This is a genomic window from Allobranchiibius huperziae, assembly GCF_013410455.1.
Lineage (GTDB): Bacteria > Actinomycetota > Actinomycetes > Actinomycetales > Dermatophilaceae > Allobranchiibius > Allobranchiibius huperziae.
The window spans coordinates 3000553-3023646 of the sequence record NZ_JACCFW010000001.1 but is presented as its reverse complement, the minus strand read 5'-3'; the positions used below and the strand labels follow the sequence as shown (position 1 = coordinate 3023646).

Here is a 23094-nt window from a genome sequence, read left to right as displayed (position 1 = left end):
GGCCCGGATCCACGCTGGGCACCACATCATTCTTCGCCGGGGCGTGGTCAGGGTGACCGAGGGTGCTTGACATCGGGTGAGAGCACGAGCAACGTGGCTAAATCTGGTAGCGCGGCAGCAGGGGACAGTTATGGGACGGCGTTCGAGGGCAGCGGCGGCAGGGGCGATAGCAGCGATGACCGTAGTTGGGGTGGCACCCGCCGCCCACGCTGCGGCGTCGTACCCGGCTCCGAGGATCGGTTCCAAGATCACCGACAAGAATGTGGCCGACCCAAGCCTGTTGGCTGGCAAGCACGGCGGCTACTACTACCTGTACGCCACCGGCCCCGGAGGGATTGCCGTGTACCGAAGCGGCAGCCCCGGCCGCGGCTACGCGTACGACCGGACGATCAGTTTCCGGGGGTACTCCCTGGAATGGGCTCCGCATGTGGTTTACAACTCCCACCGGTACGTATTGTTCTTCACCGCCAAGAGTACGAACAACTCCGCGCGCAACAACACAGAACACTACGTATATGTCGCCGCGTCGACCGCACCCGATCGTGGGTTCACCGCTTATTCTGCCCTGAAATGTGATGCTGACATCCGTCAGGGGTGGGAGGCGATCGACCCCACCACCTACTACTCAGCCGCGGCGCGTACGTCGTACCTGGCCTGGCGGCGCGGACACGTCGTCGGATTCCCCGGTGGCCAGTACCAGATCATGGCCGAAGCGATTACTTATCATTCATCAGGCAAGCCGGTCACCCTCACCGCGAGGAAGGGACCGTTCCCGCTGACCCCCATTCAGAACACGGTCATCGAAGCCCCCAGCCTGATCTACCAGAAGAACCGTCTGTGGCTTTTCGTATCGCGGGGCGCATTCAACACCGCCACCGGAAAGAACGCTTACTACACGCAAGTGTGGCAGGGCGCGAAACTAGGCCTGCTCGCCAATCCGCGCCCCGTGATGACCTCGGGCGCCAAGTACGGGTACGGCCCGGGCGCCGCGGAAGTCACGACCACCAACGGCACCCATTACATCGCCTACGAGTACATCACTTCGGGCTCCGGGACCAAGAACGTGGTGCGGCACATCGACATCGCCACAGTCTCCTGGGCAACCGGGGGACCCGTGGTCGGATAGCCGATGATGGCTATCGACCGCACCCCAGGGTGCTGGTCGGCTGACCCCACGAAATGACCGACCGCCGGTCGGGGCGCAGTCGCTTTAGGGGCAGCGACGATGGGATTGCCGCCGGAGTCAACCGCGCTCCCTTATGCGGTCCCTGCTCACGAGCTTGCCCACACCTGGCGTTCGGCCGCACGCATCCTGGTCTTCGCCACAACAGACGAAGGCCCGACCGCACTTCGGGCCGAGGCGGGGCACGTCGACCGGCATCTCGTCCTGTATGTCCATGTCGTCGTGATCGGGGTTTGGCGATCGTGTGGGTTTGGTTTAGTCGCTACGACCGGCTCGAGACCGCAGACGCTCCGTGATCATCGGGATCACGTGCTCGCGAAGAGCGTCGTGCGTGTTGCAGGAAGCGTGGTCGAGTCCAGCGAACTCGACGAACTCGGCATCGCCCAGCAGCAGCTGGTTCTGCGCGCGCCGCAGCTTGGTCGCCATCTGCCGGTCGTCGCTGCCCCAGTAAAACAAGCTGGCGCACGGCATGGTGGCCACTTCGTTGCTCCAGTCAAACCTGTTGACCCACCACCACAGGCTGCGGCTCGCGTGATCGGGTCGCAGCCTGTGGTCCAGTTGCCGCAGGGTGCCGGGCGTGAGCGGATCGAACAAGCTATAGCCGCCGCAGACCATCGCTGAGACCCTCGTCGTCGCTCGTGCAACACACGCGGCCATCGCGCCGCCCGCCGAATAGCCCCAGATGACGCACCGTTCGACTTCATGGCGATCGAGCACAGCCAGGACCTGATCGCACAACGCTTCACCTGCATAGCCCGGTACTCGAGCGCTTTCGCCGTAGCCGACGGGCGTGATGTGGAACAGCTGCCATCGATCGCTCAACAGTTGGGTGTGAACCTCGTCCTCGGCGCGCCAGTACTGGTTGACGATCACCAGTGCCGGCCCGCTGCCATGCACGCGGTAGGCAAGCCGGTGCCCATCGAAGGTCAAGGTTCGAGCGTCATGCCCCACTGCTTCATGGTCGCACCACATCGTTACGCCCTCTGCCCGACGCAACCCGATCTCAAGCCGCCGTTGAGCATGCGTCGCCGATCGCGCGTACGGCAGACGCGTCGCACTGAGGGATCGGTTCGCGGACGCGGTCACAGCGACCGCGCTCCGTGCGGGATCACTGCGCGGGTGGGGATCACGACCCGCTGCGCCACCTGCAGTGGCTGTGCCCCGTTCGTCCGTCGGGACGCCGAGCGTAGATGACTCGTTGGCGCTCGATCAAAAGGTCGGGTCGTAGGACTTTGCGTACTTGACCGGTGTGCCGTCTCTGTCGACGGGCACCACGGGGTTCTGGTCCGGGAAAACGAGGTCTTGTGCGGGGGTGGCCGGACTGTAGGTCCAGTACTTCCGAAGGATTCCGGCGAACATCTGCTTCGTGGCGGTTCGCGCCGGGATCGTTCGCAAGCCGACCCTGACCGCAACCGCGTGTGGCGGGAGCGGGCCGAAGTAGATGGGCATGACATCGTCCGGGACGTCTACCGAGCCGTTCGCTTTGTCCACGTACGAGGCACCTACGGCGGAGCCATCCTCGAACCCGCAGCCGCGGTAGCCGCGGTCGTCGTTCTTAACCTGTACGGGGGTCGGTGGCTTAGCAGCCGCCGCGACCGAATCCCACGCCGCGCACAGGTTGCCTTCCTGCATCCATGCGACAGCCTCCACGCGGTAGCCGTGGTTGATGCTGGTCGCGACCAGGACCGGAGCAGTGGTCGCATCCGAGGGGGTGGAGCACCCGGTCGCCGAGGCCAACACGGCCGCTATCGACACCGCGACCGTCGTGATAGATCGCGCAGCCGGCCGGTTCTTCATTCGCGAATTCTGGCACGAAGTGGTGCAGAACGACGGGATCACTGCGTTCAGCGAATCTGGTAGCGGAACAGTGTGAACACAATGATTGTTGGGGTGGCATTTTCAGAACAGCCAGAATGTCTAAGACCCAGTCGCCCATCGCCGATCGGGCCTGTTCGCCTGTTGCAATTTGGGGTCGAACTGCCAGGTGTGCGGCTATGAATCCGTGTGCCGCGCGATGATCAGGGACGTGAGACAGGTGCGCAGCTTTGCTGCCAAATGTTGCCGAATCGGCCCGAGTGCCCTCGTGTCTGCCGTGGCTGTTGTCGCGTTGGCCGGATGCGGACTGACGTCCCAACCGGGCCCTCGCACAGCACCGGAGCCCCGAAGCGTCCACCAGTCGAAGACCGCGTTGCACACGTCGCCTTTAGATCCATCGGACACGTTCGTCACCACCATCAACGATCCGGCGCGCGGCGGGCAGGTGCAGATACGTGGCATCGATGATGGCGGGCTGCTGATCACCTCCGCACACAGCCGCGCCGCGACGACCGTCTCAGCAACACGGGAGCGCTCGGGGGCACTCATCGTCGCGCTGACCACGGGGTGTCGAGCCACTGTCGAACGAGTGGATCCCGAAACCGGGCACGTCACCGTGTTGGACCACCTCACCGAGGACGTCACCGGCATCACGGTGAGCCCGGATGGCAGCCGGCTGGCGTATCTGACGCACCCGAGGTGCGTTGTGTCCACTTGTAAGAGCATCTGCGCCGGGCCGGAAATGTTCAATCCCAGTGTCATCGTCGTATTGGACCTCGCCACCGGGCGCGGCACCCGCACCGCGACCGATACGCCCGGGCACCCGCTGTTCGGTTTGAGCTGGAGTCCCAACGGGCACCAGATCGCCGCTGGGTACAGCGGAAACCGTGACCAGGTGGTCATCTTCGACTCAACCAAGCTCGATTTTGCTACGGCACGTCGGGTTCCCGACCCAAGCGAGCACGGCTACTTGGCACCCGCCTGGACAACGTCAGGGATCGTGGCGGCGCAGGAATCCGGGTCAGGGATGCTCTCGCCATCGCGGCTCGTACGGATGAATGTCGACGGGCACGTATCGGCCAGCTGGACTCTGCCCAGCTGTGTCGACGGTCTCATCACCGCCACAAACCCGACGCGCACGCGGGTCCTCGTCCAAAGTGACATCGGCTATGGCAACGGAAGCTGCAGCAAGAAATGGACGATTCGACTCTCAACGACACTGGGCATCCGCTTGCGCACAATCCTCGAAACCTCGAGCGCCGTCCAGCTGAGTAGTTAAGGAACGAGCTGGCTGACTCGTTGTCACCCGGCACCGCCGACAATCCGGTTGTGGCACGCTCCGCGTGCCGAACGGCTGGCGTGGCCGTTGTCATCGGTGCCGCTTTCTGGGCATGCTCAGATCCGCGATCCGTGTTCGCTTGTGCGAGATCCGATGCTCAAATTCTTGCGCGGGCGAGAGCCGAAGCGTGGCCCCCAGCGCGCCTTGTTAGCTGCTACGGTCGCCCACGATGGCGGCCCCTCGTGGGAGGGTCCCGGTGGGGGAAGGAACATCACGTGAGTGCGACGCGAAACACTCTGGTCTATAGCTTGTCAATTCTGATGGTGGGGGGTTTGGGAGCGTGTGGCTCGTCCGGATCGGCCGGGTCGTCCAGTTCCGCGGGCAGCGCCTCACCTTCGAGCAGTTCGGCATCCGGTGGCAGCGGAACCAGTAGCACTACCGCCTCTTCCGGCGGTGGTGGCAGTGAGGGAAGCAAATCCCCTGCCGAGGTCCTCAAGGACGCCAAGTCGGCGCTGTTCAACGCCTCGTCGGTGGACATCAAGGGGACGGTCACCGAGCAAGGGCAGCAGCAGAAACTGGATCTGCGGTTCCAAGGCAACAACACGTCTGGGACGGAAACATCGGGTGGGATCGTCGTCAACATCGTCAAGGTCGGATCGAAGGGTTACATCAAGGCACCGGCCGCCTTCTGGGCCAAAATTGCCGGGAGCAAAGCCGCCGGGCTGGCCGGGAAATGGATCGAATCGAGCGGATCGAGCGCTGTGCTGGACTCGTTGACTTTGCAGAGCATCGCCGCCGGTTTGAACTCCACCGACTCTCCCCTTGGGCCCGGCGTGAAGAAGACCACCCTGGACGGTAAGAAGGCCTTGGTCTTGACTCAGAAGGATGGCAGCACCCTGACGGTGGCCGACGCCGCCTCGCCGGTGCCTTTGCAAATCGTGGACAAAGCTGCGGCGAGCAAGGGTGAACTCGATTTCACCAACTACGGCACCGATCAACAGATCACCGCACCCAAGGGGGCGATGACGGCCGCCGCGGCCCTCAAGAATCAGAAGACCACCGCCTGAATCCCTGCTCGACCGTTGCACCAAGTGCAGCGGAGTCTCAGCTATTCATGGTGAAGGAGAGTTGACGTATGCGGACGGTGGTGGCAGTAATCGTGATAGTAGTCCTGGTCCCCGTGATGCTGTTCCTCGATAGTAAATTTGGACTGTTCCGCAGGAAAAGATAGGTGTCGACACTCGCAAACGACGCAAGAGGAGGATTTGGGGGATGGGTTGCGGCCGATCAACCCATGAGGTCTCCACGTCGAACGGTGATGACTTACCGTTTCGGGTGGTGGGCGCCGCGAACGTACCCGGCGAGTGGTCGAGGGTCGATGTCTCGTCGCCGTTAGCGGTGGTTGAGGTGAACGCCACAATGGTGTCGATGCGTCTACGCGTGTTCGGCAGGTTCGGCGGCGCTCCGCGGTTGGCCGCCCGGTTTGACGAGCTGAAGCGGGTCTACTGGTGCGTAGGTCGGGGATGGTATTCGGCGTGGGAGTTGCCTTCACCGCCGCAGACGGCAGCGACTTCTACTTCTGGGGCACACACACGTGGGAGTTGGTCCAATTGCTGCGCCGCGCTGGCGTTCAGATCAGCGACGCGGTAGAGCCTGCAATTAAGGTGTGGCGCGGCGGGGCCTAGGAAGTTCCAGGACCCCGGGAAGCGACCGGCACTGGGGCAATCGACTGACCTGCAAGTGTTCGACTCGCCACTGTAGCCCCCGACGCGATTGACCCGCTCCCATAGGCGGAGTTCTGGCGGGATCTGCCCGGGTTGCAGATCATCGGGCAGAACGACGCCTTCGTCGCGTTACGCGGCGCCGCCGTGCTCATCAGAGTCCGGCGTGACGCCAAGCATCGCCGACTGGACTGGCCCACAGGGGAGGTCCCCAAGCAGCTGCACCTCGAGCTCGCCGTCACGGATCTTCATGGAGGCGAGCGGGCGCCGTCGCCCTGGGGGGCAACTCGAGCTTCTGTTCAACCGAGCCCGGATCGATGGCGAGTGCTGATCGACCCCGCCCGGTCACCCGTTCTGCGTAACCAATCAAATCCCCGAGCCATGAGCCACAGCTGAACTCCCGTCGAGTAGCGGTCTCCGGTGGGGGAGTGGCGCGACGAACTGGGGTCGGGCCCGTCTCGAACGCACTGCAGGATCAACTCCGCGTCCGTTGTTGCGACGGCTCAGTCGGTGATCGTCAGTTCGAGCGCAGGTGTCGTGAGCCGGCGACCGTCGTCGAGGTTCAGCGGGGCGGTCAGATGCCAGGTTCCTGGTGGGATCGCATAACCGAGTTCAGGCCGGTAGCTCGCGGTGCCGACAAGCAGCGGTATTCGGACGGTCTCGGAAGGGCCGGCTGTGTAAACCATCAGCGGTGCGGGCTCTGGGCCGCTGTATCCGCCGACAACCGTCCCGGCGTCGTCGACGATGCTCGCGGTGAGGTTGCCGTTGGTAGGGACATGGATGTCCTCAGTCCCGAGGTTGGTGAGCAGAAGCCCGTGCATGCGCGTCTGGCCGCTCCTTATCGTCAGCGGTGACTCCAGCGCGATGTGCATCTCAGCCGGGTTCGCCGGTTCCCTTTCGTCTGGAGGGCCAGCCGTTCGCCTGGTGCTCGCTGATGGTGGCTCGGGTGGGTAGGGCAGGGCACCGACGTGCAGCGCCACGAAGTCGCCGTAGGTCTGGTGCAGATCGGCTGCTGTGGCCTGGGCGTCGGCGGTGAGGTCGATGTCTACCGGCGGACGGCGGTAGCCGGGATCAGGTGTTGGATACCCCATCAGCTGGCGAGGCTCAGCGGATTGCAGCCGCAGCAGATCGTGTCTGAGCCGTTCCCAGGTCGCGAGAGCGGCTGGATCAGCGTGCTCGATGCGGACCCAGTGGAGAATGCCGAGTTGTGCGGCTGCGTTGCTGATGGAAGCTGTGTCCTGATCGGTGAGGTCGATGATTGTGACGCGCAGACCGCGGTCGGGATCGAATCTCGCCTCGGCGAAGCGGTCACCGACCAGGAGGCGGGCCTCGTCGAAGAACTCGTACGCCTGGTGGTCGACGTCCTCCGGTGCTGTCGGTTCTCGAATATCGCCGGGGTCCATCGCGCACTCACTCCTTCCGAAGCGCCTCTTGCGGTCGAGGAACCATTGGCGGTTAGCGGCCGCGGCCCTGACGCGGCCTCGGTTCCTGATTCATTGTGCTGGGTGACGTGCGCGAGCGGCTGTCAGATGCTCACACCACACCTCGATCACGTAGATGAAACGACATCGACCGACTGGACGGCTTGCTGCGGACCGCCGCGCCAGCGCTCATGTCGGCGAGTAGCGCGAGCTCAGCGGAGACAGCGCTAGCGGAGGCGACGGCATCTGCGCTACGCCATCGCAGGCAGGACCTGTCCGGGGGACACGCGAACGGCGGCGTCGAAGATCGTGGTGGTGCAGCCTTCCGTGACCTCTAATCGATGCACGGATACTGCTAGGTCACTCGCGATGACACGGTGCGAGTCATCTCGCACGGTCACGGCGATGGTCCGTGCGGTCTTCATCACCCGTGGATCGATGCCGCCGCCGATCCACGTCTCCGACGTCCGCGTTGTCGTAACCATGCTTTCGTGGCATGACCGCCCGACACAGACCAGTACGGAGAGTCTGGTGCCGGGCGTGAAGCCGCTGTAGGAGACGCCGACACCGGTCTCGCTGAGTGTTTCTGCGCACGCTCTTCCCGAAAGTCCGCTGTCCCCGCCGCACCCTGCCAGGGCGAGGGCGCACACACCGAGTACCGGTCCCAGGTACAGCTTCATAACGACAGCATGGACGTTCCAAGCCGGAGCCGTGAGCTGAATCTCTGTGCCGGGCCGGGATCGGCCACCGATAGGAGCGACCAAGGCTGCACCGCCCTGGGCTACCGCTTGGGTCGAAAGCTCAGTCGGCCGACCGCGACCGCCAGATCGCTGGGTATCCGGGAGGGCGCGCCTGACATGATCGATTGGATCAACGACGTTGCGCTGGTGTGCCTTTCACGCGTACCAGACGTTGCGGATAACGTCGGGTGCTCGGGAACGGCGACGCAAGGGGCAGTCGATGGAAGTGGTCTTCGTTCACGGGGCATTGGTGCGCGACGGTGGGTGGTGGTGGCAGCCGACTGCTGATGTGCTGCGAGAGCGCACCGGGATGACCAGTCGTGCCCTGGCTTTGCCGTCGTGTGGCGAGACCACACCCGAGGAAGCGGCCGGAGGCCTTGTCGCGGACGCGGCTGCGCTACGTCGTGAACTGGACCTGGTGGATTCCGCGATCGTCGTCGGGCATTCCTACGGAGGAACCGTCATCGCCGAAGCGGGCCACCATCCGTCGGTGGCACACCTGGTGTACGTGTCGTCCTACCTGCCCGACGTCGGACAGACACAGAGCGACATCATGAGCAAGGAGACGAACCCGGTGGCGGTCAGCGACGTCGGCGGCGGCATGCTCGGCGTCACCGGATATGACGCGGATTCCTTCGGTGCCAGGTTTCTACAGGACACTGATCAGGACATCCAGGAACAAGCCTGGAGCCGCGTGACCCCTCAGGCGGTTGGTGCCTTCCTGACGGTCACGAGCGCCGCCGGGTGGCGCAATATCGATTCCACTTACATCGTCTGCGGCAACGACCGCAGCACCTCGGTCGAGTTGCAGCGATCCCACGCGAGCCGAGCCACCAGGACCGCAGAGATAGACACTGGGCACCACCCGTTCATCTCTCAACCCCAACTCATCGCCGCACACATCGAGGCGTTGCTTCCGTGAATGTGTTGTGGCAGTTGGGCAGCTTCGTAGGGTCGCTCCCGACATAAGTCGACCGAACACCACTGACCAGCCGAGGGAAGCGGCAGCCCCGGTCATGCCGAACATAACTCGGCCCTCAACATCCCGTTGAAGCTGCGCATCGACAAAGACTTCAACATCCGGTTGCGGCACCGCGCGGCTCAAGCCCAGGTCCCCGTCTCTCCTCTTGTGCGCCGCCTGAAGCGACCACCTACCCGAGGCACAGACCTGGACAGTTGATCAGGTAGAACAAATCGGCCGCCGCGTGCTCAACGAAGCAGGCTCAACCCACTGACGGAACCGCCCGCAGGGCGATCCCGATCGGGAATCTGCTTCATCATCGGCCGTTACGCAGCAGACCACCCGCTGTACTGACCGGGGATCTGTCAACGTGCCCGATCACTGCAATCAGCCGACGACTGCGATGGCCTCGATCTCGATCAGAAGCTTGGGATTGAACAGCGCCTGCACACCGATGATCGTGATGGGTGGCATGGGCTTGGCAATCCCCTCGGACTCCTGGGCTCGCGCGACGCCGTCGAGCACCGCATCCCACTTGTCCAACCGCCAGTCGGGTATGTAGCAGGTGAGTCGTGCGATGTCCTTGGCCTCGCCGCCGCCTCCGCGAACGCCGATAACGACGTAACGAAGCGCGCCGTACACCTGGCCGGCCAGGTCGTCAGCCTCCACGATGCCGTCAGGTGACGTGGCGGTCTGTCCGGCCAGGAACAGCAGCCGCGATCCCGTGCCGATCGCGAGCGGTGCGTAGTCGCTCTGGCGGAGCAGGCCTGCAGGATGGCTGAGCTCGACGGTCACAGGTTCCCTCTCCTCGGCGGGCGCACTCGCCAAGTGTGGTCCAGTCGAGTTGCGAAGTCGATGCCAGCGCTCGGGAGGCACGCGACCAGATCAGTCCCGGGAAGGGGGTCGTCTCGCGGTGATGGACGGCCGCGATGACGGCGTCGTGTGGTGTCATGCGGTCATGTCGTCCTCAGACCGTCCGAGTGTTCGACTCGCCGCGGTGGCCCTCGACGCGATCGACCCGCTTCCAGAGGCGGAGTTCTGGCGGGATCTGCTCGGGTTGCAGATCATCTGGCAGAACGACGACTTCGTCGCGTTACGCGGCGCCGCCGTGCTCATCACCGTCCAGCGTGTCGCCGATCATCGCCCACCAAACTGGCCCACCGGGGAGGTCCCCAAGCAGCTGCACCTCGAGCTCGCCGTCGCGGATCTTGATGACGGCGAGCGGGCCGCCGTCGCCCTGGGGGCAACTCGCGCGTCTGCTCAACCGAGCCCGGATCGATGGCGAGTGTTGATCGACCCCGCCGGTCACCCGTTCTGCGTGACCAATCAAATCCCCGAGCCATGAGCCTCAGCTGAATTCCCGGTGAATAGCGGCCTCCGGTGGGGAGGGGCGTGACGAACCGGGGTCGGGCGCGTCTCGAACGCACTCTCCGTCCGCTGGTGGGACGGCGCAGTCGGTGATCGTCAGTTCGAGCGCGGGGGTCGCGAGCCGACGCCCGTCGTCGAGAATGCAGCACGGCCGTCGGATACTCCCATCGCACGTCGACCACGTAGCCGTCACGAAGCCAGCCGCCTGATCGATTGCTGACGACCGCGACAGCCGGGCCCGCACCTACGCCGCGGGCGGGATGCTGCTTGTCAGAGGACCTGCTGCCGGTTCGTGCGGTGGTCGCGGCTGGGTCGAGGCCGCTGGTACGAACGGTCAGCTATCGCGTGCGGAGGCGACCTGCCGGATGACGGCCAGCACGTCGGCGGAGTCGTGGATGCGGTGCGCCGCGACGGTGTCGCCGGCGCCGACCTTGATGGTGACGTGGCCGGCGCTCGCGGGGAGCACCTCGAACGCGCGCTCGTCCGTGCGGTCGTCGCCGAGGTAGCAGATGACCTGCGAGCCGACGTGGTCCGCGAGCGCCCGCAGTGCGGCGCCCTTGTTGGTGTCGAGGACGCCGATCTCCAGCACGTTCTTCCCCGCGATGATGTGCACGCCGACGAGTTGCCGCGCAGCGTCCTCGGCCGCGGCGATCGCCTCGTTCGCCACGTCGCCGTCCATCCCGCGGGTGTGCAGCGCCGCACCCGCTGCCTTGCGCTCCACCCGGGTGCCGGGGTGCTGTGCCACCACCTGCTCGAGCGCGTCGACGACGGTGTGCAACCGGTCCGCGGCAGCGTCGTCCCACACCTCGCCGGTGTCCAACGGGATGCTCGGCTGGGCTCCGTGCGAGCCGATCAGCACGATGGGCTCGTCCTCGGCGATCCCGGACAGGTGCCGCAGGGTCGCCAGGTCGCGGCCGGACACGATGGCGACCGTCGCGCCGTCCGAGGCCGCCACCTCGCGCAGCGCCTGCACCGAGCCGTCGATCGGCGACGACGTCGACGGGTCGAGCACCAACGGGGCCAGCACCCCGTCGAAGTCGGTGCCGTAGAGGATCCGGTCGTGTGCGGCGTACGTCGTGAGTGCCTGCTGCAGGGCCGGGTCGAGGTTGCTCACGACGCCGGCCTCTCGGGTGCGGCCTCGAGAGCGGCCAGGAAGTGGCCCGCCCACTTCTGGACGTCGTTGTCCAGCACGACTTTCCGCAGCCGCCTCATTTGGGACCGGCGTTCCTTCTCCGGGGCCTCGATCGCGGCCATGATCGTCTTCTTCAGGCTGCGGATGTCGTGCGGATTGCACAGGAACGAACCGCGCGCGAGCTCGGTTGCGGCTCCGGTGAACTCGCTGAGCACCAGGGCCCCGTCGTCGGCGCAGCAGGTGACGTACTCCTTGGCGACCAGGTTCATCCCGTCGCGCAGCGGCGTGACCAGGGCGACGTCGGCCGCGACGAAGAGGGCGATCATCTCCTCGCGCGGGAAGGACCGGTGCATGTACGTGACGGCCGGCGAACCGATCGGGGAGTGCTCGCCGTTGATCTGACCGACCGTCTGCTCGACCTGGCCCCGCAGCGTGCGATAGGCCTGCAGTCGCTCACGACTGGGCGTGGCGACCTGCACGAGCGTGACGTCGGCCGGGTCGAGGGTCCCCTCCGCGAGCAGCTCGCCGTACGCCTTGAGCCGGTGCCGGATGCCCTTGGTGTAGTCCAGCCGGTCCACGCCGAGCAGCAGCTTCTTGGGGTTGCCGAGATCCTTGCGGATCTGGGCCGCGCGCTCGCGCACGGCGTCCGAGTGCGCGAGGGCGTAGACGTCGTGGGAGTCGATCGAGATCGGCACCGCTGCGGCGCGCGTCGTGCGACCGTCGCCGTGGTGCACCACATCGCCCCGCACCCGCACGTGCAGCAGTCGGCGGCACGCGCGCAGGAAGTTCTCGGCGTCCGCCGAGCGCTGGAACCCCAGGAAATCCGCACCGAGCAGACCCCAGAGAAGGTCCTCGCGGCCGGGCAGCTGCATGAAGAGCTCGACCGGCGGGAAGGGGATGTGGTTGAACCAGCCGATCCGCACGTCGGGGCGCAGCTCGCGGACCATCGCGGGCGCGAGCTGCAACTGGTAGTCGTGCACCCACACCGTGGCCTCGGGCGCCGCCAGGTCGGCGATCTTCTGCGCGAAGCGCTGATTGACCCGCTCGTATGCGGTGCGCCATCGTCGCTTGAAGGTCGCCGGCACGATGACGTCGTGGTAGAGCGGCCAGATGCTGTCGTTGCTGAATCCCTCGTAGTAGTCGACGTGTTCGTCGTCGCTGAGGCCGATGGGGACCAGATACATGTCGTTGTCCTCGAACGGCTCCGGCGCCTCCCCGGTCTCGCCCGCCCAGCCGATCCACGCGGCGCCTTCGCGCCCTCGCATCACCGACTCCATGGCCGTCACCAGGCCGCCGGGGCTGCGCGAGATCGTCACGTTGCCCTCGTCGTCGGTGTTCTGGTCGACCGGCAGCCGGTTCGCGGCAATGACGAAGTCGAAGGTCTTCGGGTCGGGCACGCGGCACACTCCTGCTGTCGTCGGGTCGGCCGGTCTGGCTGCCCCACCCTAGGTTTATCGCGTTCCGACCGTCGGGCGTGCGCGCGCCCATGCCTGGCATCCCGAGGGCCGTAGTTAGGTTAGCCTCTCCTAACTATGACTCAGATTGCCGCTGCCGCCACCCCGTACGTCGCGCCGAAGGTATGGCGCGTGCTCATCGAAGTCGGGTACTTCGGAGCCCTCTGCGCCCTGATCGGGGGGCTCGTGACCGTGCTGCTCGTCGTACTTCCCGCGGCCACCGGCGACGAGGACGGCGGCGCCACAGCTGCCGACCATCGCGCCCGGCGTCGCGCCCTCGGCATGTTCCCGCTCATCGGCCTGCTGATGCTCGCCGCGCTCTACCTGCAGATGGCGGCGCTGACCGCGCGCGCCGGTGAGTTCGGCTTCGGCAGGGGCCTGCAGCCGGGTGCGATCGGCGACTTCCTCAACACTCCGAGGGAGAGCGGCGAATGGGTCGCCCGTTCGATGCTGCGGTCACTCCAGGTCGCCCTGCTGGCGGGCGGTGCGGCGCTGGCGATCGTCGCCGGCCGGCTGCGCTCGGTGCGGTGGGCCGCCGTCGCGCTGCTCGTCGCCGTCGTCGGGGAGCTCGCCCCGAGCGTCCCGACCGCGTTCGGCGGGCTCACCGTGGACGACTGGCTGCACACGACGCTGGTCCAGGTGCACATCCTGAGCGGGGTGTGTTGGGTCGGCGGCCTGGGCGTACTGGCCTACCTCGCCATCCGGTCCCGGGGCGAGGGCAGCGGGCTGGCCTGGGCGCGGATCTGGTCCCGGTTCAGCGTGCTCGCGATGGGCTGCGCCGGCGGGATCCTCGTGTCGGGCCTGTGGCTGGCGTGGGAGCACGTCGGGTCGTTCGCGCAGTTCGTCACCACGCCGTACGGCCGGTTCCTGCTCGCGAAGGTGGCGCTGGTGGGGTTGATGCTGCTCGCGGGCGCGTACAACCAGCTGGTCCTGCTGCCCCGGGTGACCCGCGCGATGCGGGAGCACGACGAGACGCGAGTCGGCAGAGCCGTGTTTGACCACTTCCCGCGCGTCGCCGTGGCCGAGACGCTGCTCGGGCTGGGGGTGCTCGTCGTGGTGCCGTTCCTCACCGGCTCGGCCCGCAGCGAGGCCGGGGGCGGCCAGGTCGGGCCGCTCGACGGTCGCACCTTCCTCATCGGAGTGCTGCTGGTCGCCGCGATGCTGCTGTCCTTCTGGGCCACCGGGCGGATCGCGCGGGCTCAGGCTCAGCGACCGCACGTCCCGGCCGACCGGCCGACGGTCTCTGCAGGCCATCCCGGCGAGTGAGCCGTCCGTGCGTGCCACGCCGCGCCGGGAAGGCTCCCGTTCGCCGCACCGTGGGAGCACTTACGGTTGAACCATGTCCTCCCCCGATCGCCGCACCGACGCCTCCCAGGGCTTCACCGGTGCCTCGACCGACGCCATCCGGCTGCCCACGGGGCCGGCCCGGAGGAACGCGGCACAGGGCGCACCGGCGTACGACACCATCGGCCCTTACCGGCTGCTCGGCAAGGTCGGCGAGGGCGGCATGGGCGTGGTCTACAAGGCCCTCGACCGGCGTGACCAGGTCGTCGCCCTCAAGGTGCTGCGCGCCCACATCGCCTACGACGACGGCGCCCGCGAGCGCCTGCGCCGCGAGGTCACCACGCTCTCCCTGGTGCGCTCATCGCGGATCGGATGGGTGGTCGACGCCGATGTCGACGGCGACCGCCCCTACCTGGTGACGCGCTACGTCAACGGCCCGCCGCTGGACGCCGTCGTGGAGGAGACCGGGCCGCTGGGTGCCGCGCAGCTCGCCGCACTCGGGAGCGGCGTGGCGGAGGCGCTGCGCGACATCCACCGCGCCGGCATCGTGCACCGCGACCTCAAGCCCGGCAACGTGCTGATGGACGGCGAGGAGCCGGTGCTCATCGACTTCGGCATCGCGCACGTCGCCGACGAGACCCGGCTGACCAGCACCGGTCTGGTGATGGGCACCCCCGGCTACCTCTCGCCGGAGATCGTCGAGGGCGGCGACGTCACGGAGGCCACCGACTGGTGGGGCTGGGCGGCCACCCTGGCGTACGCCGCGTCCGGCACCGCGCCGTTCGGTCGCGGGCCCATGCACGCTGTGCTCGACCGGGTGTCGGAGGGCCGTGCGGATCTGCGCGGGGTCGACCCGCGGATGCGCCCTCTGCTCGCCGCCGCGCTCAGCCCCGAACCGAGCGCCCGCCCGAGCGCTGCCGAGGTGCTCGAGCAGCTGCATGTCTATTCCACCGGCGGGCACACGACCGGCATCGCCGTGCGGCGGACCCGCCCGGCCACCACCCAGCTGCCCGAGGGGCGCGAGCGAATTCGGGAAGGACGGGAGGATCGCAGCGACGCCGGGCCGTGGGGCAGCCAGGCGCCGCGTCGCGCCCAGCCCACGGGGCCTGCGGCTCCCGTGCTGCCGCCGGTCGCCCGGACCCCGGACCCGACCCGCGACTACCGGCCGGCGCCGCGGCAGTCCGTCGACCCGGGATGGGGCGCCACCCCATCGCCCGACCCGTCGTACGCCGGCTCCGGGCGCACCCACCTGGATCCCCGCATCGGACGGCCCGCTCGCACCGGGACCCTCGCCGCGCTCGCCGCCGCGGACGTGGGGCTCGCGGTGCACTGGCCGGTGCTGGCGCTGATCGTGACGTTCCTATGGTCGTTCGCCGCCCGCTGGAACGACCGGGCGATCACTTCGATGGTGCTGCGCCGCTACAACTCGGGGCCCCGCAGGTCCGATCCGATGGTGGCGGTGGCGACATCGCCGCTGCACGCCGTCGTCGGCGCTTTCTCGGCGCTGCTCACCATGGTCATCCCGTTCTTCGTGGGGGCATGCGTCGCCGCCGGGACCGCCGTAGTGACGGCGTTCGCCCGGCATGCGCCCGCCGCCGTCGACCGCCCGATCCCGATGGTGCTCGGCACCCTGGCCGGCTGCGCGGTGCTGTGGTGGGGCCCGGGCAGCGCGGGGATGCGGCGCGGTTCGCGCAGCATCGTGCGCTCGGTCGCCCGGGACGTGCCCGTTACCCGGGTCGTGATCGGGGTGTGCGTCGCGATCGCATTGCTCGCGGCCCTCTACGGTCTGGGCTCCCTGGACCAGGGGGTGAGCACCTTTCCGTATGCCGACACCGCACAGCTCCCGCTGAGCGACGTTCTTCCCTCGCTGCCAGGTGGCTGAGAGAGCATGACGGGATCGCCCCGCGGGGCGTCTCCCGTGTGCCCCGCTCGCTGAGCCGACGTCCCCGTCGGGCCCGTGCGTGGCGGGTGCGGGAGTATCGAACCTTCCCGACCGACGTACCGGAGGTGCGTGAGACCCATGGCGCAGTACGGCCACGAGGCACCCCTGCCCGACCCGGATTCCGGCAGCTACCGGATCCCCGAGGACACCGACTCCTCATTCGCCGAGTCGCCGGCCCATGGGTTCGCGGTGGCGCGACGGATGCGTTTCCTACGTGGCGAGCCGGTCACCGAGCCCATGCCGATCGCGGACGCGCTGCGCAACTCGCCCTACCGGCACCCCGCGACGATGAGCGCACCGGAGAAGGACGCCGGCACCCGCAAGGCGCTCGATCTCGCGGTGCGGGTAGGGGAGTTGCTGCTGCGCTGCGGCGCGGGCACCCGGGACGTGGAGGCCAGCGTCGTCGCGGTCGCCGCGGCGGCGGGCCTGCGACGTCTCGAGGTCGACATCACCAACCAGTCGCTGCTGGTGCAGGCGCCCGGTCCGTCGGGGGAGACCGTCACGATGCTGCGTGTGGTGCGGTCGAGCACTCGCGACTTCGCCCGGCTGACCGACGTCCACGTCATGGTGCAGGAGCTGACCCGGGGCGGCTTCACCGACATCGACGAGGCGCTCGGACGGCTCAAGCGGATCCAGCGCAGCACCCGGATCTACCCGCGGTGGTTGATCGCGGTCGGCTACTCGGCGCTGGCGGGATCGGTGTGCGCGCTGCTCGGCGGCGGCAGCATGGCCATCGTCGTGGCCGTGCTGTCCGCCTTCGTCACCGACTATCTCGGCCGTCTGATCCGCAAGCGCAACATCCCGTCGTTCTACATCGACGCGGTCGGCAGTGCCGTGTCGGTGATGCTGGCCTGGCTGGGCTACCTGCTGGCCGCGAAGGGCGACCTCGGGCTGCAGATGTCGACGGCCGACTTCGCGTACGCCGTCTCCGGCGGGTTGGTCGTGCTGCTGCCCGGACGCGCGATGGCCTCGGCGGTCGAGGACGCCATCACCGGGTATCCGGTGACCGGCGCAGGCCGGTTGCTCACGGTCTTCCTCAGCGCCGCCGGCATCATCGTCGGCGTCGCCGGCGGCCTGTCCCTCACCCTCAAACTCGACTCGGCGCTCAACCTGCAGCTCACCTCACCGGGCGCTCTGCACTTCGGCTCCTCGAACGCGACGCTCAGCCTGCAGTTCCTCTACGGCGCGGTCGGTGCCGCCGCCGGTGCGCTCACGATGCGCAGCAGGCCGCGCTTCATCCTGCCGACCGCGGTGCTCGGCAGCCTGGCGCTGGGCCTGTCGGGTCTGGCGCACCTGGTGTGGGCCGTCGGGGCGACCACCTCCATCGCGGTGGCGTCGGTGTCGGTCGGGGTGCTCGCCCGCGTGATCGGCCTACGGCTCGGCGCGCCCGCCCTGGTGCTGGTACTGCCGGCGGTCTCGCCGATGCTTCCCGGTCTGCGGATCTTCGAGGGCATGTACGACGCCATCGTCGGATCGGTGATCGGCTCCGCCGCCTCCAACACCCAGAGCGCGGCGGCGTTCCCGACCCTGCTCGGCGCCGCGGGAGTCGCCCTCGCCATCAGTACGGGGGTCGTACTCGGCGATGTGCTCGCGGCACCGCTGGATCGCAACGCGCTGCGGCGCCGCCGAGCCCGCATACGCTGATCTTTCAGATAGGGCAAGCATTTTCGCCCGCGTGTCGCAAACCTCCGGTAATGTTTGCCGCCCCTGCACGATGTGATCACCAGTCACACGCACCTCATACGTCACAAGTACGGGGAAGTGTCACAACTGCATACCGCACACCCGCGCGTCCGGACGCCGAACCTCATCGGACGCACCGGCCCCTCACTCCCGAGGACGCCGGCCGAGGACGGGGGACCCAACAACGGCGGACGCCGTACGTGTCTGCCTAGGGGTGAAGCCGGTACGCCGGCCGGGCACCTGACAGCCCGAACCCGACAGCTCACCCCGCAGGCGTTCGTCAGGAAGGAACGCTCTTGCGTTACGCACCGAAACACGCTGTCGCCAGACCGTCGTCCATCACCGGACGACGCACCGCTGGAGTCATGATGGCCTCTGCCGCCACCGTCGGCGCCGGCCTGGCCACCGCCGGCGCCGCCCACGCGGAGTCCCCGTACAACGTCTGGGACCGCGTCGCGACCTGCGAGAGCAGCAACAACTGGGCGATCAACACCGGCAACGGGTACTACGGCGGGTTGCAGTTCTCGGCCAGCACCTGGACCGGTTTCGGCGGCTCGAAGTACGGCGCCACCGCCAACCTGGCCACCCGCGACCAGCAGATCTACATCGCGCAGGCGGTGCTGCGCGCTCAGGGCCCCGGCGCCTGGCCGGTGTGCAGCGTGCGCGCCGGGCTCACCCGCGCCAACGGTCTTGCCGTGGTGGTCGACCCCGGGAGCGGCAACCCCACTCCTCAGCCGCCCCCCTCCCGCGGCACCGTCCGCAAGCTCGCCGTCGACGGCTCCTTCGGTCCGCTCACCATCAGGGCGGTGCAGCAGTGGGTCGGGGTGTCGCAGACCGGCACGATGTCCTACTCCACCCGCACCGCCCTGCAGCGCAAGGTCGGCACGACCCCCGACGGCGACATCGGCCCCAAGACGGTCGCCGCCCTGCAGACCAAGATCGGCATCAGCCGCGATGGCGCGTCGTACATGAACACGCGCACCGTCCGCGGCCTGCAGACCTTCTTGAACGCGTACGTGCTGGTCTGACCGACCACTCGAACCGCCCGTCCCTGTTGCAGGGGCGGGCGGTTCGTCGTCGTGCGGTGTGTTTCACGGACGTTGCTCACGTTTCGGCCCGCTCAGTCCGAAATGCGGGGTGCGGCAAGGGGTGTGGGCCCGTCGTGGCCCGCTCGCCCCGAAACGCGGCGTGCGCGTGGGGCTCGGCCGTCACAAGGGCACCGCCCTGTCCGTTGCGCGCGGCGCGAACGGTGGTGACCCGGCTCAAGGGCGCCGCGTGGTCCCTTGTGAGCATCGACCGTTGTCCACAGACTGCGCACGCGCGGGCGCTCGCTCCATCAGACTGACGCGATGATCGCGGTCGCCGTCCTCCTCGCTGCCGCCGTCGGCGCGGCGTACGGGGAGTGGCTGCGGCGTTCGCTCGCGACGGGGCGCTACCGGTTGCCCGACGAGAGCGCACCGCTGCCCGCCCGCAGGTGGCTCGTGCCTGTCGCGGCACTCGCGGCCGCCGGTGCGGTGTGGCACTTGGCAGACCTGCACCGCTGGGGCCTGGTGTCGGCGTACGTCGTGCTGATCGCCGTCGCGCTGCCGTTGGCCGCGATCGATCTGGACGTCCATCGGCTGCCCGACCGACTCACCCTGCCGGCCATCCCGGCGATCGCCCTGCTGCTCGCGCTGGACTCGGACGTGCACCGACTGCCGCGTTCGCTGCTGTGTGGGGGGCTCGCCGGGCTGGTCTTCCTGCTGCTCGCGCTGGCGGTGCCCGGCGGTCTCGGCCTGGGCGACGTGAAGCTGGCCGCCCTGCTCGGACTGCCACTCGGATGGTGGGGTTACCCGGTGCTGATCCAAGGACTGGCAGGCGGTTTCGTGATCGGCGGGGTCGTCTCGCTCGTGATGGTGCTCACGCGCCGGGCCACCCGGCATACCCACGTCGCGCTCGGCCCGTCGCTGCTGCTGGGTGCGCTGGGAGCGCTGCTCACCGCCACCTGAGGCCGCCGGTACGATCGGTGCCGGTCCGCGCGGTATCGCGGGTCCGCGCCGGTGTAGCTCAGTTGGTAGAGCGCCTCACTTGTAATGAGGATGTCGCAGGTTCGACTCCTGTCTCCGGCTCCCGTTCTACCGAAGACGCCACGAGGGGCTCGGGTCGCGGCCGCGACCCGAGCCCCTCGTGCGTTCCTGGTCAGCCGGTGGCGCCGGCCGGGGTGGTGGTCACCTTGGTGCCCTCCAGCTTGTTCGCCTTCATCGCGTACGTGTTGGTGAAGGTGCCGGCCAGCGAGACCTTCGCGACGTCGACACCGAGTTGCTTCTCCATGGCGTAGACCGTCTTCGGGCCGCCGGCGGGCATGATGCCGTCAGGGAGGAACTGGCCCTTGTCGGTGGTCAGGCCCGCGATGTACTGCGCCTTGGTGATGGTGGCATTGGAGACGAAGTCCGCGGGCAGTGCGTTCGCGATGTCGGCCGCCGAGTGGGTGTTGATCCAGTGCATCGTCGCCACGAGAGCATCCACCACATCCTGGGTGGCGGCCTGGTGGGATTTCACCCAGCTCGACTGAGCCAGTACGCCGGCCGCCGGCCAGGCGCCGCCGAGCGCCTGGGTGGCGCCGGCCGTCGTCGCGAGGTCGAGCGCGGAGTAGCCCAGCTTCTTGGATTCCAACGCTCCGACGGTGGGCTGGGTCGTCATCACGCACTGCGCCGACTTGCGCTGGATGGCGGCGATGGCAGTGGTCCCGGCCCCGACCGCGAGCGTGTGGTAATCGCTGTGCTTGACGCCCTTCTGAGCGGCGAGGAACTGGGTGAGTTCGTCGGTGCCCGACCCGAGGTCGGTGACACCCAGCGTCTTGCCCTTGAAGTCGGCGGCGCTGTGAACGCCGCTGGAGTTGCCGCACATCTCACGCTCCCCGGGTGCGCCGGACAGCTGGACGACGTCGATGACGTCCTTGCCCTTGGCCTGGAAGTCGATCGTGTGGATGTACCACGCGCCGGCCATGTCGACCTGGCCCGAGGCCATCGCCTCTTCGGCGCCGACCCCGCCGTTGGTCTCCGTCGACAGCTCCACCTTCACGCCGTACTTCTTGTAGAAGCCGAGACTCTGGGCGAGCTGGTAGGGCAGGTATATCTGCTTGTCGATGCCGCCGACCATCAGCTTGACGGTGGGCATCGAGCCGCCGTTCGAGCCGCCGGCCGACGTCGAGCCGGAGGCGCTGCCGGCACCTGAGCTGGAGCTACCGCAGGCAGTGACGCCCAGGGCGAGCGCCCCGGCAGCGGCGATCGCGATCGCGGACTTGTACATGGAATGGGTTCCTTTCGTGGGGGACTGCGGGGAGATGTGAGGGTGCGCTCAGATGGCCTGGATCTCCCATCGGCTCGGCGGCCGCCACGACAGGACGCGCCGTTCCAGGAGGGTGATGAGGTACTCCGCGGTGAGCGTGACGACGGCCATGATCGCCATGGAGGCGAAGACGGTGTCCGGGTCGAAGTTGCCCTGCGCCTGGCTGATGATCAGGCCGATCCCGTGCTGCGCGCCGAGCACCTCGGCCACGAGAGCGCCGATGATGGCGAAGCCGAATGCGGTGTGCAGGCTCGCGATGATCCAGGTCAGCGCCGACGGGATCGTGACGTGCCGGGCGACCTGCAACGGCGATGCCCCGAGCACCCGGATGTTCGCGATGAGGTTCTGATCCACCTCGCGCACGCCCTGGAAGGCGTTGAAGAAGACGATGAAGAACACGAGCACCGATGCCAGCAGCACCTTGGGGAAGGTCCCCAGGCCGAACGCCACGATGAAGATCGAGCCCAGGATGATCCGGGGGATGGAGTTCAGCACCTTGATGTACGGACCGAGCACGTCGGCGAGGAACCTGTTCTGGCCGAGGATGAGACCGACCACGATCCCCGTCACGGTGCCCAGGAGGAAGCCGTAGAGCGCTTCGGAGATGGTGATCCACAGGTTCAACCAGATGGTGCCGAACGCGGTGCCCTTCGTGAACAGGTGCACCAGGCTGTGCCAGATGCCGGTCGGCTGACCGAAGAAGAACTTGTCGAGCCAACCGACGGAGGTGAGCAGTTGCCATCCGCCGATCACGATGACCGGCACCAGGATTCGTGCGATCCAGAGCTTCCGCGTACGACGGCGTCGGGCCCGCAGCGAGGTCACCTGCACGTCGGATTCGGTCTCGACCAGCCCGGTCCGCCCGGGGATCGTCGAACTCATGCCGCACCTGCCGTCTGGGCGTAGGCCCGCTGGACCTCGTCCTTCAGTGACGACCAGATGCGGTCCTGCAGTTCGAGGAATCGCCGCTCATGGCGGATGGTCTGCACGTCCCCCCGCGGGCGGGGTAGATCGATGTCGAACGACTGCTTGATGGACCCCGGGCTGCTGGTCATGATCAGGACCCGATCGGACAGGGCGACGGCCTCGTCCAGATCGTGGGTGATGAAAAGCACCGAGGGACGCGACTGCTCCCACAGCCCGAGCAGTTCGGTCTGCATGATGGCTTTGGTCTGCACGTCCAGCGCACCGAACGGCTCGTCCATCAGCAGGATCTTCGGCTCGTTGATCAGGGCCGCGGCCATCCCGACCCGCTTGCGCATGCCGCCGGAGAGCTGATGGGGGTAGCGGTCCTCGAAACCGGACAGTCCCACCCGTCGCAGCCAGTCGCGGGCGAGCGAGACGGCCTCCTTCTTGCCCATCCCGCGCAGGGTGGGCCCGGTCATCACGTTGGCGAGCACCGTCTTCCACGGGAAGAGCGCGTCGGCCTGGAACATGAAGCTGACGCCCTGGGTCACGCCGTTCACGACCTTGCCGCCGACCTTGACCGTCCCCGCGCTCGGGCGCTCGAGTCCGGAGACCTGGCCCAACGTGGTCGACTTGCCGCACCCCGTCGGGCCGACGATCGCGCAGAACTGCCCCGGTTCGATCACGAGGCTGACGTCGTGGATGGCGGTGAAGGCCTCGCCCTTGGGGGTGAGGAAGCGTTTGGTCAGACCTGAGATCTCGATACGCGCCGCGTCGTCGGCTGTCATGGGCGGCTCCTTTCGTTCTGCCGGTGGAGGTGCTGGGCAGAACGTACGGAGGCGGTGTGAGCCAGGTCACGGTTGTGGTCGAATCCCCTA

The 23094-nt window shown here is 67.6% G+C and carries 20 protein-coding genes, 1 tRNA gene, 1 pseudogene and 1 riboswitch; of the genes and pseudogenes, 12 read left to right on the top strand and 10 right to left on the bottom strand.

Annotated features, from left to right (window positions below):
* Positions 1-190: 190 nt before the first annotated feature.
* Positions 191-1126: a family 43 glycosylhydrolase gene (locus tag HNR15_RS14305; RefSeq protein WP_179482875.1), complete on the top strand. Its 936-nt coding sequence runs from the start codon at positions 191-193 to the stop codon at positions 1124-1126.
* A 312-nt stretch (positions 1127-1438) separates the two neighbouring features.
* Here the strand turns inward: HNR15_RS14305 and HNR15_RS14300 are convergent, their stop codons facing one another.
* Positions 1439-2113 (bottom strand): alpha/beta fold hydrolase, encoded by a 675-nt coding sequence (locus HNR15_RS14300; RefSeq protein ID WP_179482873.1) that lies wholly within the window; start codon positions 2111-2113, stop codon positions 1439-1441.
* A gap of 279 nt (positions 2114-2392) precedes the next feature.
* The gene (locus HNR15_RS14295) at positions 2393-2980 is read right to left on the bottom strand and encodes a hypothetical protein (protein WP_179482870.1); all 588 of its coding nucleotides are present in this window, start codon (positions 2978-2980) and stop codon (positions 2393-2395) included.
* A gap of 391 nt (positions 2981-3371) precedes the next feature.
* Here HNR15_RS14295 and HNR15_RS14290 point away from each other — a divergent pair, with 391 nt between their 5' ends.
* From HNR15_RS14290 to HNR15_RS18990, 3 genes and pseudogenes are all read left to right on the top strand, one after another.
* A complete protein-coding gene (locus tag HNR15_RS14290; protein WP_179482868.1) occupies positions 3372-4277 on the top strand; it encodes a hypothetical protein in 906 nt (301 codons plus the stop codon).
* A 275-nt stretch (positions 4278-4552) separates the two neighbouring features.
* Positions 4553-5344: a hypothetical protein gene (locus HNR15_RS14285; RefSeq protein WP_179482866.1), complete on the top strand. Its 792-nt coding sequence runs from the start codon at positions 4553-4555 to the stop codon at positions 5342-5344.
* 735 nt (positions 5345-6079) lie between these two features.
* Positions 6080-6394: pseudogene (locus HNR15_RS18990) on the top strand (hypothetical protein); the annotation flags it as partial.
* A 107-nt stretch (positions 6395-6501) separates the two neighbouring features.
* Here the strand turns inward: HNR15_RS18990 and HNR15_RS14275 are convergent.
* Together HNR15_RS14275 and HNR15_RS14270 are read right to left on the bottom strand one after the other, a co-directional pair.
* Positions 6502-7401, bottom strand: a complete 900-nt coding sequence (locus HNR15_RS14275) for a hypothetical protein (protein ID WP_179482864.1) — start codon at positions 7399-7401, stop codon at positions 6502-6504.
* A 269-nt stretch (positions 7402-7670) separates the two neighbouring features.
* Complete coding sequence (locus HNR15_RS14270) at positions 7671-8099, bottom strand: hypothetical protein (RefSeq protein ID WP_179482861.1); 429 nt, start codon at positions 8097-8099, stop codon at positions 7671-7673.
* A gap of 280 nt (positions 8100-8379) precedes the next feature.
* Between HNR15_RS14270 and HNR15_RS14265 the strand changes: the two genes are divergently transcribed.
* Positions 8380-9081 carry an alpha/beta hydrolase gene (locus HNR15_RS14265; RefSeq protein ID WP_179482859.1) on the top strand — a complete coding sequence of 234 codons (702 nt, stop codon included), beginning with the start codon at positions 8380-8382 and terminating at the stop codon, positions 9079-9081.
* 426 nt (positions 9082-9507) lie between these two features.
* On the opposite strand, the gene HNR15_RS14260 is transcribed toward HNR15_RS14265, so the two are convergent.
* Positions 9508-9915: a Rid family hydrolase gene (locus HNR15_RS14260; RefSeq protein WP_179482857.1), complete on the bottom strand. Its 408-nt coding sequence runs from the start codon at positions 9913-9915 to the stop codon at positions 9508-9510.
* Between the two features lie 202 nt (positions 9916-10117).
* On the opposite strand from HNR15_RS14260, the gene HNR15_RS14255 reads away from it, so the two are divergent.
* Positions 10118-10465, top strand: coding sequence for a VOC family protein (locus HNR15_RS14255; protein ID WP_343048545.1), 348 nt, complete (start codon positions 10118-10120; stop codon positions 10463-10465).
* Between the two features lie 357 nt (positions 10466-10822).
* On the opposite strand, the gene otsB is transcribed toward HNR15_RS14255, so the two are convergent.
* A complete protein-coding gene (otsB, locus tag HNR15_RS14250; RefSeq protein WP_179482853.1) occupies positions 10823-11602 on the bottom strand; it encodes a trehalose-phosphatase in 780 nt (259 codons plus the stop codon).
* On the bottom strand, positions 11599-13017 hold the full coding sequence (locus HNR15_RS14245) for a trehalose-6-phosphate synthase (RefSeq protein ID WP_179482851.1): 1419 nt from the start codon (positions 13015-13017) through the stop codon (positions 11599-11601). Before HNR15_RS14245 ends, otsB begins: the two co-directional genes overlap by 4 nt.
* Positions 13018-13152: 135 nt before the next feature.
* Between HNR15_RS14245 and HNR15_RS14240 the strand changes: the two genes are divergently transcribed.
* The 6 genes from HNR15_RS14240 to HNR15_RS14215 all read left to right on the top strand — a co-directional run bounded on the left by HNR15_RS14240 (position 13153) and on the right by HNR15_RS14215 (position 20091).
* Complete coding sequence (locus HNR15_RS14240) at positions 13153-14340, top strand: copper resistance D family protein (RefSeq protein WP_179482849.1); 1188 nt, start codon at positions 13153-13155, stop codon at positions 14338-14340.
* Between the two features lie 73 nt (positions 14341-14413).
* Positions 14414-16240 carry a serine/threonine-protein kinase gene (locus HNR15_RS14235; RefSeq protein ID WP_179482847.1) on the top strand — a complete coding sequence of 609 codons (1827 nt, stop codon included), beginning with the start codon at positions 14414-14416 and terminating at the stop codon, positions 16238-16240.
* Between the two features lie 138 nt (positions 16241-16378).
* Entirely contained in the window at positions 16379-17944 is a 1566-nt protein-coding gene (locus HNR15_RS14230; RefSeq protein ID WP_179482845.1) for a threonine/serine exporter family protein, read from the top strand.
* 186 nt (positions 17945-18130) lie between these two features.
* Positions 18131-18274: riboswitch (cyclic di-AMP (ydaO/yuaA leader) on the top strand.
* Between the two features lie 77 nt (positions 18275-18351).
* Positions 18352-19011: a transglycosylase family protein gene (locus tag HNR15_RS18675; protein ID WP_281373890.1), complete on the top strand. Its 660-nt coding sequence runs from the start codon at positions 18352-18354 to the stop codon at positions 19009-19011.
* Between the two features lie 321 nt (positions 19012-19332).
* Positions 19333-19971 (top strand): prepilin peptidase, encoded by a 639-nt coding sequence (locus HNR15_RS14220; RefSeq protein WP_179482841.1) that lies wholly within the window; start codon positions 19333-19335, stop codon positions 19969-19971.
* Between the two features lie 47 nt (positions 19972-20018).
* Positions 20019-20091, top strand: a tRNA-Thr gene (locus HNR15_RS14215).
* 70 nt (positions 20092-20161) lie between these two features.
* Here the strand turns inward: HNR15_RS14215 and HNR15_RS14210 are convergent.
* From HNR15_RS14210 to HNR15_RS14200, 3 genes are read right to left on the bottom strand one after another with little or no spacing between them, the layout of a single operon-like run.
* The gene (locus HNR15_RS14210) at positions 20162-21271 is read right to left on the bottom strand and encodes an ABC transporter substrate-binding protein (RefSeq protein WP_179482839.1); all 1110 of its coding nucleotides are present in this window, start codon (positions 21269-21271) and stop codon (positions 20162-20164) included.
* 48 nt (positions 21272-21319) lie between these two features.
* Positions 21320-22192 (bottom strand): ABC transporter permease, encoded by an 873-nt coding sequence (locus HNR15_RS14205; RefSeq protein WP_179482837.1) that lies wholly within the window; start codon positions 22190-22192, stop codon positions 21320-21322.
* Positions 22189-23004, bottom strand: a complete 816-nt coding sequence (locus tag HNR15_RS14200) for an ABC transporter ATP-binding protein (RefSeq protein WP_179482835.1) — start codon at positions 23002-23004, stop codon at positions 22189-22191. The genes HNR15_RS14205 and HNR15_RS14200 overlap by 4 nt, the downstream gene beginning before the upstream one ends.
* Positions 23005-23094 lie beyond the last annotated feature (90 nt).